Raw genomic sequence first — 16,718 nt, 5'->3', positions numbered from 1 at the left:
CATTTGCGACTGATTGCTCATCTGATCGCACGACAGCGGACGATCGGATGCGTGAAGACTTGCGAATGCTACTATAGTCATTGCGAGAACTGCGTCGCGTTGTCACTCAGAACCGTTCTGGACGCCCAAAATCTCGATTCGTCTAGCGGCTCTGGCCGCGACCTTCGGCGCGCTCGTAGGTCCGCTCGGCGGACTCGATAAGTGGTCGGACGGGTAGGGTGAGCCCCAGCCGCCGCGCGAACAGCGCGATCGGCATCGCCAGGATGCCGAAGAGGAGCGTCGTCTGATACAGCAGGAAGGCCGCGCCCCGGTGCAGGTCTGTCATCATCGCCTTAGCGTGCTGGCGGCGACGGTGGTATATAAATCTTCCTCGTCGCCGGAGAGATAGACGTCCACGCTGTCGTGCGATTCAAGCCGACTTTGCGACACCACAAGAACAGTTGTCCGAAGCCGGGGTCACGTCGTACGAACGCGGTCATCCGCACTGTTCGTCGGCATAAGTTATGCGCAGTATTGTCGTCGCGTACGCGCCCAACGCCGGATCGAATCGGTGACAACCACTCGCACTGGCGCGTGCGAACCACAAGACACGAAACCCCGCAGTGCGTCCTCAGCGTATGAGCAACTATCTCGTCGCGATGGAGGCCGCGTGGCTGGTCCGCGACGTCGATGACATCGACGACGCCATCGGCGTCGCGGTCAGCGAGGCCGGGAAGCGACTCAACGACAAAGACAAAGAGTACGTCGAGGTCGAAGTCGGGGCGACGCCGTGTCCGGCTTGTGGCGAACCGTTCGACTCCGCGTTCATTGCAGCGAACACTGCGCTCGTCGGGCTACTACTCGAGATCGACGTGTTCAACGCCGACAGCGAGGAACACGCGTCGCGTATCGCCAAGAGCGAAGTCGGCGGCGCGCTCCGTGACGTCCCGCTCTCGGTCATCGACGTCATCGAGACCGAAGCCGACGAGGACGACCGCGACGACCGCTAACCCGGTCCGGACCGTCCGCTGGCCTACTTGGGGTCCCCGGCGACGACCCCGAAACACTTTCGTATAACCTCGGGTAATTAGTACTATGGAACTTCCGACCCCGCAGGACCTGCGCCAGCGTCGCACGGAGTTGGACCTGACGCAGAGCACCCTCGCCGAGATGGCAAGCGTCTCCCAGCCGCTCATCGCGCGGATCGAGGGCGGCGACGTCGATCCGCGGCTCTCGACGCTCCGTCGGATCGTGAACGCGCTCGAAGAGGCCGAAGGCAGCGTCGTCCGCGCGGACGACCTGATGAACGAGGACGTGACGAGCGTCGCGCCCGACGACTCGGTCCACTTCGCACGCGACGTGATGCTCGACGAGGGCTTCTCACAGTTGCCCGTCATCCGCGATGGCCGCCCCGTCGGCATCATCTCGAACAGCGACATCCGGCACGCACAGGAGAACGACGACGTCGGGACGCTCCCCGTCGCCGACGTGATGCGCGAGTCGGTCACGACAGTCGAGCGTTCGGCGACCCTCGAGGAGATCGACGCCGCGCTCGATCACCACTCGGCTGTTCTCGTCGTCGAGAGCGGCGAAACGATCGGCATCGTGACTGAGGCCGACGTCGCGGCCCGCGTGTAGACTGTCGCCGTTTCGGTTTTCTGCTGCGCCGCCGTCGCTAGCGCCGACGAACTATCATCGGGACCTCACCCGCCGGCTGGGTCGTCATCTGCGGCGAAAGCGACAGTGATCCGTCCCCGACGCGCTCGAATCGGAACCGCCGGAGGAGTTCCGCCAGCGCGACTCGCGCTTCGACGCGCGCGAAGGTCGCACCGAGACACCGCCGCGGCCCCGCACCGAACGGGAGGTACGCGTCCGCCGAGCGGTCCCGGTCGCGCCACCGCGTCGGATCGAACGTCGTCGGGTCGTCCCAGAAACGCTCGTCGTGATGCATCGCGAAGACTGAAACGAGCACTTCGGCGCCTTCGGGGACGACGTCGTCATCAAACCTCACAGGGCGCTTCGTTTCTCGCGGGAGCGCGTGGACCGGCGGATACAGGCGGAGGCTCTCGTCGACGACGCGCGCAAGCGTCGGGAGGTCGTCGAGGTGTTCCCACCGGACCGGCTCCTCACCGAGAACGTCCGCGAGTTCGGTTTCCACGCGCCGATACGTCTCGGGGTTCTCTGCGAGACAGTACAGCGTGAACGTCAGCGCGAGCGCGGTCGTCTCGTGGCCCGCGAAGACGAGGCCGATCAATTGATCGATAGCAGCGTCCGTCTCGCGGGGGTAGCTGTCGGTGTCGTCCCCACTGCCAGCACCAAGCGCCGTCGCGAGCGTCGCCACCAGGTCGACGCCTTCCGCTCGGTCGTCTGTGTCCGTTCTGTCGGCGTTCTCCAGCAGCGAATACACCTCCTCGCGGAGCGTCGCCTTGGCTGCGTCGAAGCGACGCCGAGCAGGTGTCGGCAGCCAGTCGGGGAGCATCCACGTCGCGGGTTCGAAGTAGGCGTTCAGATCGTCTGCGGCCGCCCGCAAACCGTCGCGGTCAGCGCCCGCGTCGATGCCGAGAAGCGTCGTCGCGAGGATGTCGAACGTCAGCCCTTGCATCTCGGACAGAAGCGCGATCTCCTGGCCGTCGGTCCACGAGTCGGCGCGGCGGACGACTTGCTCGCGCATCGTCGGGAGGAACGACTGAATCCGCGATGCGAAGAAGAACGGATCGAGAAAGTCACGCTGCTCGCGCCAGTCGTCGCCCTCGACGGCGATGACGCTGTTACCGAACGCGAGCGGGAAGTCGTCGGTCTTCGCGAACGCGTCGCGGTCGGTCACGAGGACGCGCTCTGCGTAGTCCGGATGCGCGAGGACGTAGCGGTCCCCGACGGGGAGGTCGATGCGGAATGCGTCGCCGACCTCCTCGACGGCGTCGACGGTGAAGTCGAACGGATCCCGCGCGAACCCGACGGCGTTGCCGAGGAGCGGGACGCCCGCCGGTGCGGGCGGGCGGCGTTCGTCACCGACACCGCCCCGCGGCTTCTCTGACGGATCGCCGCTGGAATCACTCATTGTCCGGATAGATAGTGGAATCGAGTCGCGATCAGAGTTCGAGACCGCGGATCGAGACGCCCTCGCCCTCCTCGACGCGGCCGATCACGCGTCCGTCGGTGGCGTCGGCGAGCGCTTCGGCGTCCTCGGGTGCGAGCGCGCAGACGAAGCCCGTGCCCATATTGAACGTCCGGTGCATCTCCTCGTCGGAGACGTTGCCCTCCGACTGGACGAACTCGAATACCGGCTGGGGGTCGAAGGCGTCCTCGACGACGTAGCGGTAGTCGCCCATCCGTTCGAGGTTCGTCCACCCGCCGCCGGTGACGTGTGCGGCGGCGCGGACGTCGTGTTCGCGCATCGGATCGAGGAGGTGCGTGTAGATCCGGGTCGGTTCCAGCAGCGCCTCCCCGAGCGTGTCGTAGTCGCCGAACGGGCAGGCGTCAGTGTACTCGTGGTCGCGCGTGACGGCCGTCCGGGCGAGCGTGAGGCCGTTCGAGTGGATGCCCGAGGACCGGAAGCCGACGAGTGCGTCGCCCGGATCCGCTTCGCCGGGGAAGATGGCGTCCTTCGCGGCGAGGCCGGCGCAGGTCCCCGCGAGGTCGAGGCCACGGATGACTTCTGGCATCACGGCCGTCTCGCCGCCGACGAGTTCGAGGGCTGCCTCGTCGGCACCGGCCCGGAGGCCCTCGCCGACCTGCTCGGCGAACGTCTCGTCGGGGTCGTCGACTGCGAGGTAGTCGACGAACGCCACCGGGCGCACGCCGGCCGCGACGAGGTCGTTGGCGTTCATCGCGATGCAGTCGATGCCGACCGTCGAGTAGTCCGAGAGCGCTTCCGCGACGAGCAGTTTCGTCCCGACGCCGTCGGTGGCGAGCGCGAGGTAGCGGTCGCCGATGTCGAGCAGTCCGGCGTAGTCGCCCTCGCTCTCGCCGACCGCGCCGATCAGCGCCGCCGTCGCGGCCTCGCTCGCTTCGATGTCGACGCCCGCCTCGGCGTACGTCAGTTCCTCGTCGTCAGATTCGGGCTCCGCGTTCCCATCCGGATCCGCTCCCGAGTCGTCGTCAGTCATATCCGAATGCCCGCGTCGGGGCAAGAAAATACGTCCGGTCTCCGGGCGGGCCAGCACTTGACGAGACGGGGTCCACCCGACGTCCTCGTCACTGCGATACCGACACCCGCGGTCGCGGGAGTAGCTACTTGGAGATACGCCCGCATATCAGAGTATGAACGGTCTAAGCGCTTCTGGATGGCTCATAAAACGTCCCTGAAACGTCCTCGAACCCCGGTAAACGGTCACGAAACGACTGAACGCTCGTCGCGTTATATGTGGGTGCCAGTTCTACGAGGAAGTGAGGAAACACAGATGTCCAGTGTCCCCCACTCTCTCGAAGCGACCCTCGCGCGCGACGCCCTCCGTCGCGGTCTCAGTGTCGTCGGTACAGCTACTCGCGCTGGCCTCCGCAGCACGGCGGCGGCGAGCTTCTGGGCTGCCATCGTACTGCCGTTCACGTACCTCCCGCTCATCTTCGGCGGCCTGACCAGTGGCGAAGCCCTCCTCTTCGCCGGTCTGGTCGCTCTCAACGTGCTCGCGTTCGTACTCGGGCACGGACACGAGCCAGCGTCGAGCGCCGAGTGACTGTCGGACGCTGCCGCCGGGTCAGAACCCGAATCCGACCACGAACGCGCCGATCGTCAACAACAGCGAGGGCACGAAGAACCCCGCGAAGACGGTTTTACTCCAGCTCAGCACGGTCTTCCCGTCGAGCGGGCCGAACGGGAGCATATTGAACGTCGCCAAGAAGAGATTGATCGTGAGTCCGCGCGACCCCGCGAGTGCGAGGAAGTCGGAGCCGACGAGCACGCCGAGGAAGAACACCGGCAGGAAGACGACGGCGAGAAGGGCGTTCGTTACGGGGCCGGCGATCGCGATGAGGCCGTGCTCGCGGGCGGTCAGTCGACCGCGGTGATAGACCGCGCCGGGAGCCGCGAAGATGAAGCCGGCGAGCGAGCTGACGACGGCGAGAAAGAGCATTCCGTAGTCCGCGCGAAACTCTGCGACCTGGCCGAAACGGACGGCGACGACTTTGTGGGCGATTTCGTGGAGGAGAAAGCCGACGCCAGCAGTCAGGAGGCTGAGCAGGATGGGGGAGACGACGCCGCCCTGTAGAATGCCGGTGACTGCGCGCTGGCCACCACCGGCGAAGAAGATGGCGAAGGCGACGCCGAGGGCAATCCACGCCAGCGCCAAATCTTGCAGCTCTTTGGAGCTGAAGGAAATTCGAGACGTGTTCATTCCGACTGGGCGTACGGGGCGTGGGGTGTTGGCCCTTGTGGGTTGCAGTGAACGGGCTGAAATATGGACGACCCCGAAAGGCGATCCGCGCGAGCGGACCCACAGGACGTCACGTCACCCGATCGCGTTCCAGAGGATCTCCCAGCCGTTCTTCGCGCCCTCGAAGAGCAGTTGGGTCACGCCCGCCGCACCTCCGAGGTCGAGCGCGAACAGCGGGAGCAGGTACGCGACGAACAGCGCAGAGGCGACGATGCTGCCGATGTTCGTCGCCGCGACGACGACGATGAGACGGAACAGCGGCACGGCGAACATCTCGTTCATCAGATCCGGTATCGGTTTCTCCTCGTCGGCGAGCAGTTCGTTGAGCGTGCCGATGTCGGAGATGTTCACGGGGTCGTGCTGGAGTTCGATGTAGCCCGTGAACCATCCCGGCGCGAGGAAGGGGTTGATCGACGTCATCCACGCGACTGCGCCGCCGACGAGCGAGGACGACCACCGCGCGCCCGCCGCCTTCGCGAGCCCTGCTGCGAAGAGACCGTTGACGAGGAACCACGCGCCGAACAGTCGCAAGAGCGTGTCGTTGCCGGCCGACGAGAGCGCCAGTAGCGCGAAGAAGCCGACCACGACGAGCGAGATGCCCGTCCCGACGACTTTCGCCCAGGGGACGCCGCCGCCGTCCGTTCCAGTCAGCGACGACATCGGCGGGAGTTCCTCGGGGTGGTCGAGGTAGCGTTCGATCCCCTCGCGGTGGCCCGCGCCGACGACTGCGACGACGTTCGCGCCGGACTGCCGGAGCGCGACCAGTTTGTGCGCGATGAACGCGTCGCGCTCGTCGATGAGCGCTGCCGCCCCACCGGGAGAGAACTGCCGGAACTCCTCCATCATCGCGCTCACGACGTCGGTGTCGGTCATCTCGGACATATCGAACTCCTCGACGTCTTCGACCTCTCCGTAGCCGAACGTCGAGGCGAACTGCCCGAGCACGCCGCCGACGAGGAGGCCGCCGACGATGCCGACCGCCATACTGCCGACGACGCGCACGACGAACGAACCCAGGAGATCGACAGCGGGTGCGGCGAGACCGAAGCCGACGCCGCCGATGCCGCCGATTGCGACGCCCGCGGCCAGCGCTGCGACGAGACGATCCTCGGCGGAGAGAAGCGACGCGCCGAACGTCCAGATCGCGGCCGCGACGCCGACTGCGAGGATCACGCCGCCGGTGACGCGCGAGAGCAACGGGAGTCCGATGCCGACGCTCCCACCGAAGATCGCCACCAGCGGGCCGAAGATCACACCGAGGACGACGCCCGCGGCGAGGCCGACGCCGCGGCTGTCGCCGATTCCGAAGGCGAGTCCGCCCACCATACGGAGTTTCTCGACGATCCCCATCTGCGACCAGAAGCGTTGCATCGTCTCGTTGATGTCGCGGTCGACGAGCGCGACGTCGATTCCGTGTTCTTCGGCGGTGTCGACCGCCGAGAGCATATCCGCACCGGGCGTCACGTCGAACTCCTCGCCCAGGCGCGCCTGCACGTACGACAGCATCCAGTAGGCGATGAACTGAAACACCGTGTTGCCGCGGAGCAGGTCTCCGGGCTCGATGTCGTCGGGCTCTCCACCCTTCATCTGCCGGTATCGTCCCTCGTCGAGTTCGACGGCGACGACGTCGGGGCGTTCCGCCTCGATCGTCTCTTCCACCTCGCGGACGCTCTCCTCGGAGACGTGCGCAGTGCCGACGACGCGGACGCGACCCTTCTCGGCCGCTTCCTGACTCATTGGTCTTTCTACCGCACCGTGGTTTTTACCCCTGTCGGAGATTCGACCGCGGTTCGACGGCGCGCGATACGACGAAGTGACCAGCCGTGGTCCCAGTGAGCAGCCGTGATCCCCAGGAGCAACCGTAACTCCTCCTCAGCACCCGTACGGACTCACTACCTTAGTGTGAACCCGACGAACTAGCGGTGATGTACGACACCATTCTGGTCCCGACCGACGGAAGCGACGGGATGGCGCGCGTGGCCGAACACGCGATCCACCTCGCGCGGTTGAGCGAGGCGACGCTGCACGTCCTCCACGTCGTCGACACCTCGGCTGTTCCACTCGACGCGCACAGCCAGTCCGTCCAAGAAGGGATAGAGGAAGCCGGGCGAACCTCCGTCGCGGAGATCCACGACCGCGCGACGGACGTCGGTATCTACGCGATCACCGCGGTCCAGTATGGGACGCCGCATCAGGAGATTCTCGCGTACGCCGACGAGAACGACGTCGACCTCGTCGTCCTCGGCACACACGGGCGTACGGGGCTCCCGCACGTACTGCTCGGCAGCGTTGCGGAACGAGTCGTTCAGCACTCCGAAGTACCGGTCCTCACGGTTCGGACGTCGCCCGCAGAGAAATGAGCAGTGCGGAGGACCGTGAGGGGCAGACAGCCCCAAGCGAGGATTGAATCAACGCATACGACGTCGTGGGCGGCGGTTCAGTTGTCGTTTACTGTCTGAAGTTCAGCGTCAGCTTTGTAGATTTGCTCGTTCTCTCGTCGGGAGCGTCCTCGAAGTAGTACACTGCGCGGCCACGAATGCGGTACCGTCCGCTTTCGTTCGCGACGAGTTCGATAGACTCACCTTTCGTTCCCCCGGGACCGACCTCGTATCGTGTCGTGTACTGGCCACTTCCCTCATCGAAAGAGGTCCCACGGACAGCCAACCCAGTGGGCACCTGCAAGAGTAATACGACGACGAGGCGTCTCTCGCCGGCGAGGTTCGACGCACTGAACTCCAGCCGTGCCGGCTCATCCGCTGACACGTTCCGGCGGTTCCCCCGGAGGTATATGTTCACGAATCCGGTCTCGATATTCAACTGCTCTCTTGGGAGCTCTTCGACGTTTACGACGGTCGAGTGTTGGGCGTAGTTGCTACTATAGTCTGCTTTTCCAGTGACATCGCCGAACGTATCTGCCCGTGAGGGATCGCCCCCCAGATGTGTCTCGACGACATCCGGATCGACTACTAATAGCTTGACCACGTGACTACCCGCTCCATTGAATGCTCGTGTCGTAGAGCGCCCCCGACCCTCGATTGTTACTCCCTCGCCAAACGCCCAGAAATAAAAGTAGCTGCTACCGTCCTCAATGTTTGCGGTGAACGCAACAGGTGTCCCGACGCGTGGGTTGTTCGGATCGACCTGAATTATTGGTATCTCGCCGGCCTCCGAATCGGAGACACTTGCAGTTTCTTGTGAACCAGATTGCCCTGCACAACCTCCCAGGCTTGCAATCCCAACAGGGAGTAAACTCCGAATTACCGTGCGCCGGTTCATACCGGTCGTTCGGAAGTCCGTGACTTAGTAGTTCAGAGAACACCTCCAACCGGGATCCGGGAACAGTTGACCCACGACCGTTGTGCTTCCTTGTCCAACTCCACGATAGAAACAGGCCGTTTGCTGACGCTCGGACACGCAGTGCGGGGGATGGGATTTGAACCACGGTCACAACGAAGTTGCTCCCTGATTCAATCCCACCGTAAACGAGCGGTCCTCGCTGACGCTCGGACACGCAGTGCGGGGGATGGGATTTGAACCGGAGCCGGACGTGCTCGCTCGGTACTCGCTGCGCTCGACCGGTAGGGTTCAAATCCATCCATAGAAGCCGAACTGCTCGCTTCGCTCGCAGATTCGAATGCGGGGGATGGGATTTGAACCCACGAACCCCTACGGGAGCGGATCTTAAGGCCACGCAGGCGTGGCCGTCGATCCGCCCCCGCTCCGCATCCTCACTCTAGCACTACCCGGATTGATTCTGCTCTCTACTGAGAATGTGGTCCGGTCTATAATAAAGCACCAGGCCGTAGAGAATACGGACACTTCCGACTGAGTCAATTACCGGTTCGTCCAGAGGTCAATTTTCGGCTTGGCTCTGAATCAGTGCAAACGAGATATTCCTCCGAACCGAGTAGATTGTACCTCTTCAGATAGTTCTGTGATGATTTTCCAACTAGTTATTATCTATATTGAATATAGAGCACGACAGACGAACCGTGTTGAGGACAGTCGACAGACTGTGAGCGAGTACGGGCGCCGGCCTGCCCGGAGCCGTCCTCGGAGACGAGGACGACGAACGCGGGTATCCCCCCAACCCGACGAACTACAGCTCAGCATCTGGATCACCGGCCTGTGGCAGGCAACAGTAACCGACGAAACAGGTAGCGTCACCCTCAGGGAACAGGGAAGTTGGTCAATCACGATCTCTGAGGCAAACGCTCGGATCCCCACGTACATAGCGATGACAATCAAGGCGATCAACCTCTACCTGCTGATGCGTGCTGCAATCGGTGACCCAGGGAAACCCGTCGTACTCGCCAACAGCAGTGAGACGCCCACGTCGGGCACGATCTACGCACACCGAAGGTAGTCCGACCCCGATGTCGTCCCCCCATTGGAGGCCCGCTTCCGGCCAAGTAGTTGCCTGTTTTTTTTAATAAGATAAGGACGAGGTCCGGGAGGAGGTTATGCCGGTTTCTCTTGGACAAAATTTCGCATTTTGAGCCCAGGATTTTCGCAGAATTTCGCTATTGACAATATTTTACGGGACCAACCTTATGGAGAATACTGAATATATGGAATAATTAGTGCATAATCGTGTACGAACTAGTAATTGATCAAACGCGGAGTCTCGCTAAATTGATGCATCAGACACGATCTCGCACTCCGATTTCTGTGAAATAACGTAAGGGATGCTCTCTGAACAATCAGATCAACCGAACTATTGAATATTCATATATCTAAGGAATAAGTGGTTGACGTATGACTACAATTCAGGGATAGTTTTTCCTGTATCTAACATTAACAACCAGATATGAGCGAATCACTTTCGCACAAAGCAATGAAATTTACCTTAGCTAGCGCAGTGGATGAAGCGCTCGAATCTAAGGAAAAGTCAACTGGTACCGACCTTTTCGTCGAAAAAGGAGTCGACTCCAGTCAGGTCGGCATTCTTGCTGATGTCAGACTAGACCTTCCGCATAAAGATTTTAAGGGATTCCTGTTCGAGGTCAAGGCCCGCTGCAACAAGCGCGAACGAACCCGATCAATACACCAATTGGCCAGCTATCTCCGTGCCGGATATCATCCAGTGTTAGTTGCGCCCTCGGAGTTTTATGATTCAACAGACGTGAAGATGGACCCCAAGCACCACAGAATATCTTACCAGCGTATAGTCAGATCTCTCGGTGCACATATTATCGATGTCACGGCCGAAGAAGGGCTGCAGTTCAAACCAGTAAGTCACCATCAATACGACTCTATCGAGGAATTCCTCTTTGATCGTACGTAGAAGCTCGACAAGAAATCCGAACACAGGTTCTCCAGTGACTTTGGCCCGTTTCAACCCGCATTATCCGCCAGAGAACACGGTGGGGGGGTGACAGTTGTCGCGCTCCGAGGCCTTGGCACTTCGTCCGTGTCGACGGGTCGCAGAAACAGAGGATGATGACGAGGACACTGACTCTATATATATCAATTCACGTATCTATGATTAGCTAGACTTAGAAGAATGGAGACGTACCACAGCAGAATGTTCTAGATAATTTAATATATTTTCACACTTCTTACTTTGCAAGTATTGCATTGCTACTGTTCAGATTGAACCTCATCGATCTTCTGACGAACAGTCGTGGTATATACTGGTAGATACTAGAATAGTGATTAATATTAACAATGATAGCATTTGTCCCGCCTGTATGGTGGCAGACCTGAGCGATTTTGCCAATCAAGAAATAGATGAACAAAATAAAACCGGTCCGAGTCTGAAGCTCTACACTGCGGGAAGCGGGAATGGGGGTTGGGCGTATGTTGTTGAGGGGTCCGAGTCAGAGAGCAAAAAAGGATCATACTCCGAAGACACAAAAAGAGGATTCATTCCGCAATTGAAAGCAGTCGCAGAAGGGACAGACTATCTTAATAACAAGTATTCGAATCCCAAAGTGACAATATACACGCCAAATGAATCGATAGTCGGATTAATAAATGGAGAAAACGACCCGGACCCAGACTATCGAGAACTATACCGATCAGCCAAAAAGAACTATGACGAGAACTGGAATCGGTGGGACATCAGGCATCTATCCGGGGGAGATAACCCAGCACGAGACTTAGTTTGATGTCACCTCAGCTTCGTTGATCAATTCCAACCACTCTTAGGGGAGGTCCTCTGGGTGTTAGGATTCTGAGTATTCCCCGCCGTCAGTATCGAGGTATTGGTGGTACTCAAAGTAGTTCTGCTCCTCTATATCCTCAGCCATTTCTTGGATACCCCCCTCCAGATAGTGCTCCATAATATCCTTCAATTCCTCTGGAGAGGCATCCTCGTGCCGACGCTCAATCATCGTTCGGAGAACCTTGTCCTGATCCAGCGATTCCATCTTTATTGGCTTGTTCGTACTTTCCGGTTTCTCACGTCGCTCCTCTTTGAATCCAACTGCAATCCCCAGATTCGCTATCTCAGTGTTCTCCACCGGATTACCATCGTTGTTCTCTAATGTTTCATTGATCGAGGTCGCTACCCTCTCGAATTTCTCGGTCGTAACGTGAACGGTTTGAGCGCCGGATATTTCGTCGAATTTCATTATTTCACCTTGTTAAGCTCCGAGTCTTTTCCATCAGGCTTGATTTCGTAGTGAGCACCGATTTCCTGCTGAACGGATTCACCGAGATCACGGAGTTCTGAATCCGTTACGAGCAACAGAAGCGGTTCATCCAGTGATGCGAAGAACTCTCCCTGCGCTTCACTGTTGGTCAAATCAAGCCGTCCAGCAACGGTATCGAACACGATCGTCGAGGAATAACGCGCGTACTTATTGAGCCCGAAAATAAAGCTGAGAGCGGTCAACTGGGATTCGCCAGCCGACGGCTGATGATTAACCATATCCTTTGTTTCGCCATCAACTTCGACCAGCTGGAGAACATAAGAGTCGTCCTCATCCGGGCTTCCACGGAAATCGAGTCCCTTGTAGCGTTCGCTCATAAACTCAGACTGGGCTACCTGATCGAACACCTCATTCATCTCATCCCGAATCTTCTTCCGTTTCTCCCGGACGTGCTCCTCCCGTATCGTCTTCAGTTTCTCAATAGCAGTCTCGGCTGCCTCAATCTTGTCAGTAACCTCTTCCAAATCCCTGTTTGAGGAACGCTCTTCCCGCTTATTCTCTAACTTCTTGATCTCCTGCTGCTTTTTCTGAATCTTTTCTTCCCGACCCTCTATATCGTCTCGAAGATCTCTGATATCGTTTTCAAGCTGCTTGATGTTCCGTTCCAACGTGTCGCGCTCGCTTTCATCCGGAACACCTCCTAACTCATCTAATAGTTCATCACGTCGTTCTTGCTTTTCCTCTATCTTACTCGTGATTTCTTCAAGGCGGACCTGCTTGTCTCCAGGAGCATCTTCGGGTGGTTCAACTGAATCAAGCCTACCCCGCATCTCACGCAGTTCAACTATTTTTTCCGTGATTTGCTTCTTCAAGTCCTCATCGTGGTCCTCGTGATCGTGCTGCTTCAGATATTCAATATCGTCATTCCCACAGATCGGACACTCACCCTCTCTGGCCTCCTCAGTTAATTCGTAGATAATCTGGTTACGCTCAATCTCCGACAGTTGTTCATCGTATTCCTCAATCTGTCTCTCAAGCTCCTGATTTAAATCATCTACATCATCAAACAGAATAGCGTAGCGGAGCTCCTTCCACGACTCTTTCAACTCAGAAAGGATCCTGACCTTATCCTGTTGCAGGTCCTGAATTGCCTCTTCTAAGTCGTTTATCTCCTCAATCTTCTCCTCATTTAGCTCTTCTAGCTCCTCACGCGTCTCTTCCAGTATATCGTTCTTTTTCTGAATATTATCACGATCCTCCTCATTTTGCTTCTTCAGATCCTTGATATCATCCCGGTACTCCGATATTTCTTGTATAATCTCGTCGCGCTCACTTGCTTCCTCCTCAATCTTATCTCGACGAGGAATCAACCGGTCCTCTAACAGATCCTCAAGATCATTCTGAGCATTGATTATTGTTCGATGCTTGAGAACGGTCTCAATCTCACGCTTCACCTGCTGTCCGGCATCTTCCTCGATCAGTCTCTGGATCCGTTCGCCGTCTAAAAAGAAAAAGTCCTTCAGCTGCTCGGGGAGTATTTCTTCAATCTGGTTCTGGGCCTCCTCATCAGAATAGGTATTGGTATTTCCGATTAATGTAGTCTCCTCGTAGGCACGGCCCTGTGTATGGTTGAACCGGTCGATTTCCCGGATAAGAGTATAATTCCTCTCACCTTCTTTAAACTTAATTTCCACCGACATTTTCTCTTCTCGGTCCTGCTTTGCACGTTCGTTCCAGTGCTCCGAATAATTCGTGCCGGGTCCATCTCCACCATATAGGCCCCACTGGATCGCTGTATGAAGACTGGTCTTTCCTCCTCCCTGATCACCTTCTACTACGTGTATAGAACCATCGCGGTCGGTGAGGTCCAAGTGAGAATCCCGGTATGGCCGGAAGTTGGCTATCTCTACAGATTGTAGCTTCATTTTTTATCTTCGAGGTAGTTATCTAAGAATCCTTCAAGAGCATCTTTCTTTCCGCGACGTCTTGTTTTGTAGAGTTGCTGATCCTCCCAGTCGAGGATTTCCCGTAACATCTGTTTGGTGTGGAAGTCGTCAACTTCCTCATCCAGAATATCCTCGATGTCCGGATCAATTCCTGTCATTCGAGATCGTACTGCGTGATGGCACGACTTAATCTTAAAATAAGGGGATCATTCTCCATCTTATTCGCTGCATCAGCATTCATAATACGTAGACGCTGCAGTTCGCGCTCGATGAGCGAAATCTCAGCAGGGACAAGATCTGCCTCCCCTGCTTTGATTTTCTCAAGGTCAGCTGGTAAGGTGACGAAGTCATAGAGATGGGCCGGTTCGTCACTTTCTGCTTCACGCAAGATACGGCCACGTCGCTGCACGGCTTCTCGCTCCGTGGTAGAACTTGTTACCAATATAGCTGAGTCACACTCGGGAACATCGATACCTTCCGTAAGGCAGTCAATAGAAACCAAGACATCAATTTTCCCCCCCTCAAAATGAGTTAACAGATTCTCCTTTTCGCTGGAGGGAAGACGACCGAGGAAAATCGAGACGGTTTTCGTAGTATGATCGTCGACTTCCTCGACAACCTGCTCAGTGTGATCTTCAGTGTTGCAGTACACTAAGGTCCGAGTGCCTGCTTCATCAATCAACGACCTCGTAACATCCAGCTTAGCCGAACACTCCTTAACAATCCGAGCTCGATCCATCACCTCAACCTTCAAATCCGGATGCCGATCTGAGACCTCAATCAGAGACTGGTCCTCATAGGACTTGTACGTATTATACAGGTGTGAAATCTCGGTAGAATGATCCCGGAACCGCTTCCGTTCGCTATCCGACAAGACAACCGGGTAAATATGATATTCGTACTCGCTAAGCACCTCGTGTTCTTCTATTGCATCTTCTATCGATATTTCGTGAATCGTATCTCCAAAGTATTCGATAATCGCTTCATCACCGGGATCATCACGGAATGGCGTAGCACTCAAAGCGATTCTGGCTCGATCCGCTTCCAGGTCCGGGAAGATAGTTCGGCGGAGATTAGAACCCAGATTGTGTACTTCATCCGCAATCACTGCAATTCCAGACTCCTTAGTCGAATTCACTCGTTTGATGACGTCTTCCATCGTGCTAGGATGCATTGTTGACACCACAAACAGAGGAGCCGACCGATCAGTGAAGAGATAGTTCTGCAAACGTTCACGCCAATTCGTATCTCCCAGACACCGGATGATGCTGCTCTCCGGGAAGAACCGTGTGATGTTATCACCATCTACCCACTGATTGACCAAGTCCTTCGTCGGAGCGAAGACAACAACAATATCGGAGTCCTCAACCGCGTGTTGCATTGCCAAAAGCGAGGTCCAAGTTTTCCCTGTACCTGTCGCGTGATCAAGAACAAGTCGATTCCCATTATCAAGAAATCTCTGGATAGCTTCTTCCTGATACGGACGCAGGTCAATATCCTCACGACCACTTACCCCGCTACTCCCACCAGGAATAACTTCATCCCAGTCGGGCTCGGACTCCGGGGCTTTCTCGATTAGATCCCTACGAAGCGCCTCCGGGAAATCGAACACGGCAGACTTCGGATCCTCGTCATTCCATAGCTGCTCAAACTCATCTATCTGCTTGTCCAGCCGCGTTTTCTCATCCCACTCATTTTCCTCAGATTCCACCCAGTTCCGGAAAAGGCTGAAGCTCTCTCGATTCTGCCGCAACGCTTTGAACGACTCATTAGGCGATCCGGTAATCCCGATTGTGTTATCCTCGTCATCTCCGAAGATAGCAACCTTCTGATGCCACTCCGCTTCTTGCTGTGTCTGCAGTCTCCCCAATTCATCGGTTACCACACCAACCTTGATCTGCAGAACATCCTCGGCAACTAACCAAGCCAAGGCCTCAATAACCTCCTCACGGCTCCCTTGTTTTACTTTTTCCCACTCAATCCGTTCGGACAAAACCTCGTCAGAATGACCCTGATCAATCGCTTCAATATCCTCCTCATAAAGCACAATTCCAGGCAGAAGACGAATTGTCCCTCCGTTCTCGATGAATTCAGGCAATCCTTCAGAAAACAGCTCCAAAACAGAAGACGAAAAGCTGCCGGTAATCCGATCGTAGTAAGTCGAGTGCTTGAGCGCAGGGATAAAGAACTCCTCTAAGATATCCACGTGCCCAGGATAGTATCCCTCCCACCGGTAATCCCTCAGAGACATCTACCTCCATAGAGAACCCGACCAACAATAGAAATTGCCCTGTTGAGATTTCTGCTCTGTTGAATAGTAGCCTCTAAGACGGGACGAAACGAGACCACCAGCCTCAGCCACTCATACAGGGGGCTCAGTTTCCACACCTGTATCCAATCACCGCTATTCAACAGAGCAGAGATTTCAGTCATTGATCGGCTCTCGGATTTCATAACGAGGCTCGATCACCGTACTGTTTTTATCCTGACAGAAGCGTCACAATCTCTGGATGTATTTAGACGACTATGACTAATTGAGAGATGCTCTTTGAGACAATGAAGGAAGAGAATCCGGAGTGGGGATTCGAGAAGTTGGTTCGGGAAATAATCCGCCAGCAGACAGGTTCCGGCTGCGAGAAAAAGCAGGTACTGGGGGTCAGGAAATCACTACGAAGTTGATGCCGTACCCCTGATTAATGGATGTCAGGACGAAAAAGATCTTCATCTCATCAATATCAACGACGCCATCATAGCGACACAACAACAGTACTTGGTACAATCACGCTGATCGAGCACACGCCCGGATGGACGAAGTGGGCGGAGAC

18 protein-coding genes are annotated in these 16,718 nt (G+C 57.1%); 8 read left to right on the top strand and 10 right to left on the bottom strand.

Translation table 11 applies throughout. The annotated features are described in order from the left end of the window. Positions 1 to 142 precede the first annotated feature (142 nt). Positions 143 to 328 (bottom strand): hypothetical protein, encoded by a 186-nt coding sequence (locus RBH22_RS05910; RefSeq protein ID WP_256545255.1) that lies wholly within the window; start codon positions 326 to 328, stop codon positions 143 to 145. Between the two features lie 289 nt (positions 329 to 617). Here RBH22_RS05910 and RBH22_RS05905 point away from each other — a divergent pair, with 289 nt between their 5' ends. Next, the gene (locus RBH22_RS05905) at positions 618 to 989 is read left to right on the top strand and encodes a DUF555 domain-containing protein (RefSeq protein WP_256545254.1); all 372 of its coding nucleotides are present in this window, start codon (positions 618 to 620) and stop codon (positions 987 to 989) included. 85 nt (positions 990 to 1,074) lie between these two features. Beyond that, positions 1,075 to 1,617 (top strand): CBS domain-containing protein, encoded by a 543-nt coding sequence (locus tag RBH22_RS05900; RefSeq protein ID WP_121570421.1) that lies wholly within the window; start codon positions 1,075 to 1,077, stop codon positions 1,615 to 1,617. A 37-nt stretch (positions 1,618 to 1,654) separates the two neighbouring features. Here the strand turns inward: RBH22_RS05900 and RBH22_RS05895 are convergent, their stop codons facing one another. After that, positions 1,655 to 3,037 (bottom strand): cytochrome P450, encoded by a 1,383-nt coding sequence (locus tag RBH22_RS05895; protein WP_256545253.1) that lies wholly within the window; start codon positions 3,035 to 3,037, stop codon positions 1,655 to 1,657. 31 nt (positions 3,038 to 3,068) lie between these two features. Next, positions 3,069 to 4,085: a phosphoribosylformylglycinamidine cyclo-ligase gene (purM, locus tag RBH22_RS05890; RefSeq protein WP_306676848.1), complete on the bottom strand. Its 1,017-nt coding sequence runs from the start codon at positions 4,083 to 4,085 to the stop codon at positions 3,069 to 3,071. A gap of 294 nt (positions 4,086 to 4,379) precedes the next feature. Here purM and RBH22_RS05885 point away from each other — a divergent pair, with 294 nt between their 5' ends. Next, positions 4,380 to 4,652 carry a hypothetical protein gene (locus RBH22_RS05885; RefSeq protein ID WP_306676847.1) on the top strand — a complete coding sequence of 91 codons (273 nt, stop codon included), beginning with the start codon at positions 4,380 to 4,382 and terminating at the stop codon, positions 4,650 to 4,652. 21 nt (positions 4,653 to 4,673) lie between these two features. Here the strand turns inward: RBH22_RS05885 and RBH22_RS05880 are convergent, their stop codons facing one another. Beyond that, the gene (locus RBH22_RS05880; protein ID WP_306676846.1) at positions 4,674 to 5,309 is read right to left on the bottom strand and encodes a metalloprotease; all 636 of its coding nucleotides are present in this window, start codon (positions 5,307 to 5,309) and stop codon (positions 4,674 to 4,676) included. 114 nt (positions 5,310 to 5,423) lie between these two features. Further along, entirely contained in the window at positions 5,424 to 7,085 is a 1,662-nt protein-coding gene (locus RBH22_RS05875; RefSeq protein ID WP_306676845.1) for a TraB/GumN family protein, read from the bottom strand. A 188-nt stretch (positions 7,086 to 7,273) separates the two neighbouring features. Between RBH22_RS05875 and RBH22_RS05870 the strand changes: the two genes are divergently transcribed. Continuing rightward, positions 7,274 to 7,708 (top strand): universal stress protein, encoded by a 435-nt coding sequence (locus RBH22_RS05870; RefSeq protein ID WP_306676843.1) that lies wholly within the window; start codon positions 7,274 to 7,276, stop codon positions 7,706 to 7,708. An 88-nt stretch (positions 7,709 to 7,796) separates the two neighbouring features. Here the strand turns inward: RBH22_RS05870 and RBH22_RS05865 are convergent, their stop codons facing one another. Further along, positions 7,797 to 8,624: a PKD domain-containing protein gene (locus tag RBH22_RS05865; protein WP_306676842.1), complete on the bottom strand. Its 828-nt coding sequence runs from the start codon at positions 8,622 to 8,624 to the stop codon at positions 7,797 to 7,799. A 961-nt stretch (positions 8,625 to 9,585) separates the two neighbouring features. Here RBH22_RS05865 and RBH22_RS05860 point away from each other — a divergent pair. The 3 genes from RBH22_RS05860 (at position 9,586) to RBH22_RS05850 (ending at position 11,461) form a co-directional block, all read left to right on the top strand. Further along, positions 9,586 to 9,714 carry a hypothetical protein gene (locus RBH22_RS05860; RefSeq protein ID WP_306676841.1) on the top strand — a complete coding sequence of 43 codons (129 nt, stop codon included), beginning with the start codon at positions 9,586 to 9,588 and terminating at the stop codon, positions 9,712 to 9,714. A 444-nt stretch (positions 9,715 to 10,158) separates the two neighbouring features. Then, positions 10,159 to 10,635, top strand: coding sequence for a hypothetical protein (locus RBH22_RS05855; RefSeq protein WP_306676840.1), 477 nt, complete (start codon positions 10,159 to 10,161; stop codon positions 10,633 to 10,635). Between the two features lie 406 nt (positions 10,636 to 11,041). After that, the gene (locus RBH22_RS05850; RefSeq protein ID WP_306676839.1) at positions 11,042 to 11,461 is read left to right on the top strand and encodes a hypothetical protein; all 420 of its coding nucleotides are present in this window, start codon (positions 11,042 to 11,044) and stop codon (positions 11,459 to 11,461) included. Between the two features lie 57 nt (positions 11,462 to 11,518). On the opposite strand, the gene RBH22_RS05845 is transcribed toward RBH22_RS05850, so the two are convergent. From RBH22_RS05845 to RBH22_RS05830, 4 genes are read right to left on the bottom strand one after another with little or no spacing between them, the layout of a single operon-like run. Further along, positions 11,519 to 11,926, bottom strand: coding sequence for a hypothetical protein (locus RBH22_RS05845; protein ID WP_306676837.1), 408 nt, complete (start codon positions 11,924 to 11,926; stop codon positions 11,519 to 11,521). After that, positions 11,926 to 13,872: an AAA family ATPase gene (locus tag RBH22_RS05840; RefSeq protein WP_306676836.1), complete on the bottom strand. Its 1,947-nt coding sequence runs from the start codon at positions 13,870 to 13,872 to the stop codon at positions 11,926 to 11,928. Before RBH22_RS05840 ends, RBH22_RS05845 begins: the two co-directional genes overlap by 1 nt. Beyond that, positions 13,869 to 14,051, bottom strand: coding sequence for a hypothetical protein (locus tag RBH22_RS05835; protein WP_254837861.1), 183 nt, complete (start codon positions 14,049 to 14,051; stop codon positions 13,869 to 13,871). Before RBH22_RS05835 ends, RBH22_RS05840 begins: the two co-directional genes overlap by 4 nt. Continuing rightward, a complete protein-coding gene (locus RBH22_RS05830) occupies positions 14,048 to 16,099 on the bottom strand; it encodes a DEAD/DEAH box helicase family protein (RefSeq protein WP_306676835.1) in 2,052 nt (683 codons plus the stop codon). The genes RBH22_RS05835 and RBH22_RS05830 overlap by 4 nt, the downstream gene beginning before the upstream one ends. Before the next feature lie 335 nt (positions 16,100 to 16,434). Here RBH22_RS05830 and RBH22_RS05825 point away from each other — a divergent pair, with 335 nt between their 5' ends. Next, positions 16,435 to 16,572 (top strand): hypothetical protein, encoded by a 138-nt coding sequence (locus tag RBH22_RS05825; protein ID WP_306676834.1) that lies wholly within the window; start codon positions 16,435 to 16,437, stop codon positions 16,570 to 16,572. Positions 16,573 to 16,718: the final 146 nt, after the last annotated feature.

It is taken from the genome of Halobellus sp. H-GB7, assembly GCF_030848585.1.
Taxonomy (GTDB): domain Archaea; phylum Halobacteriota; class Halobacteria; order Halobacteriales; family Haloferacaceae; genus Haloquadratum; species Haloquadratum inordinatus.
The sequence above is the reverse complement of the archived record's forward strand: the minus strand, read 5'-3'. Positions and strand labels throughout refer to the sequence as shown.

Bases quoted from the DNA above. Each gene is read 5' to 3' on its own strand.
- RBH22_RS05895 (WP_256545253.1), bottom strand. From the start codon at position 3,037: ATGAGTGATTCCAGCGGCGATCCGTCAGAGAAGCCGCGGGGCGGTGTC.
- RBH22_RS05875 (WP_306676845.1), bottom strand. From the start codon at position 7,085: ATGAGTCAGGAAGCGGCCGAGAAGGGTCGCGTCCGCGTCGTCGGCACT.
- RBH22_RS05870 (WP_306676843.1), top strand. From the start codon at position 7,274: ATGTACGACACCATTCTGGTCCCGACCGACGGAAGCGACGGGATGGCG.
- RBH22_RS05835 (WP_254837861.1), bottom strand. From the start codon at position 14,051: ATGACAGGAATTGATCCGGACATCGAGGATATTCTGGATGAGGAAGTT.
- RBH22_RS05860 (WP_306676841.1), top strand. From the start codon at position 9,586: ATGACAATCAAGGCGATCAACCTCTACCTGCTGATGCGTGCTGCAATC.
- RBH22_RS05905 (WP_256545254.1), top strand. From the start codon at position 618: ATGAGCAACTATCTCGTCGCGATGGAGGCCGCGTGGCTGGTCCGCGAC.
- RBH22_RS05865 (WP_306676842.1), bottom strand. From the start codon at position 8,624: ATGAACCGGCGCACGGTAATTCGGAGTTTACTCCCTGTTGGGATTGCA.
- RBH22_RS05910 (WP_256545255.1), bottom strand. From the start codon at position 328: ATGATGACAGACCTGCACCGGGGCGCGGCCTTCCTGCTGTATCAGACG.
- RBH22_RS05840 (WP_306676836.1), bottom strand. From the start codon at position 13,872: ATGAAGCTACAATCTGTAGAGATAGCCAACTTCCGGCCATACCGGGAT.
- RBH22_RS05855 (WP_306676840.1), top strand. From the start codon at position 10,159: ATGAGCGAATCACTTTCGCACAAAGCAATGAAATTTACCTTAGCTAGC.
- RBH22_RS05880 (WP_306676846.1), bottom strand. From the start codon at position 5,309: ATGAACACGTCTCGAATTTCCTTCAGCTCCAAAGAGCTGCAAGATTTG.
- purM (WP_306676848.1), bottom strand. From the start codon at position 4,085: ATGACTGACGACGACTCGGGAGCGGATCCGGATGGGAACGCGGAGCCC.
- RBH22_RS05825 (WP_306676834.1), top strand. From the start codon at position 16,435: ATGCTCTTTGAGACAATGAAGGAAGAGAATCCGGAGTGGGGATTCGAG.
- RBH22_RS05885 (WP_306676847.1), top strand. From the start codon at position 4,380: ATGTCCAGTGTCCCCCACTCTCTCGAAGCGACCCTCGCGCGCGACGCC.
- RBH22_RS05850 (WP_306676839.1), top strand. From the start codon at position 11,042: ATGGTGGCAGACCTGAGCGATTTTGCCAATCAAGAAATAGATGAACAA.
- RBH22_RS05900 (WP_121570421.1), top strand. From the start codon at position 1,075: ATGGAACTTCCGACCCCGCAGGACCTGCGCCAGCGTCGCACGGAGTTG.
- RBH22_RS05845 (WP_306676837.1), bottom strand. From the start codon at position 11,926: ATGAAATTCGACGAAATATCCGGCGCTCAAACCGTTCACGTTACGACC.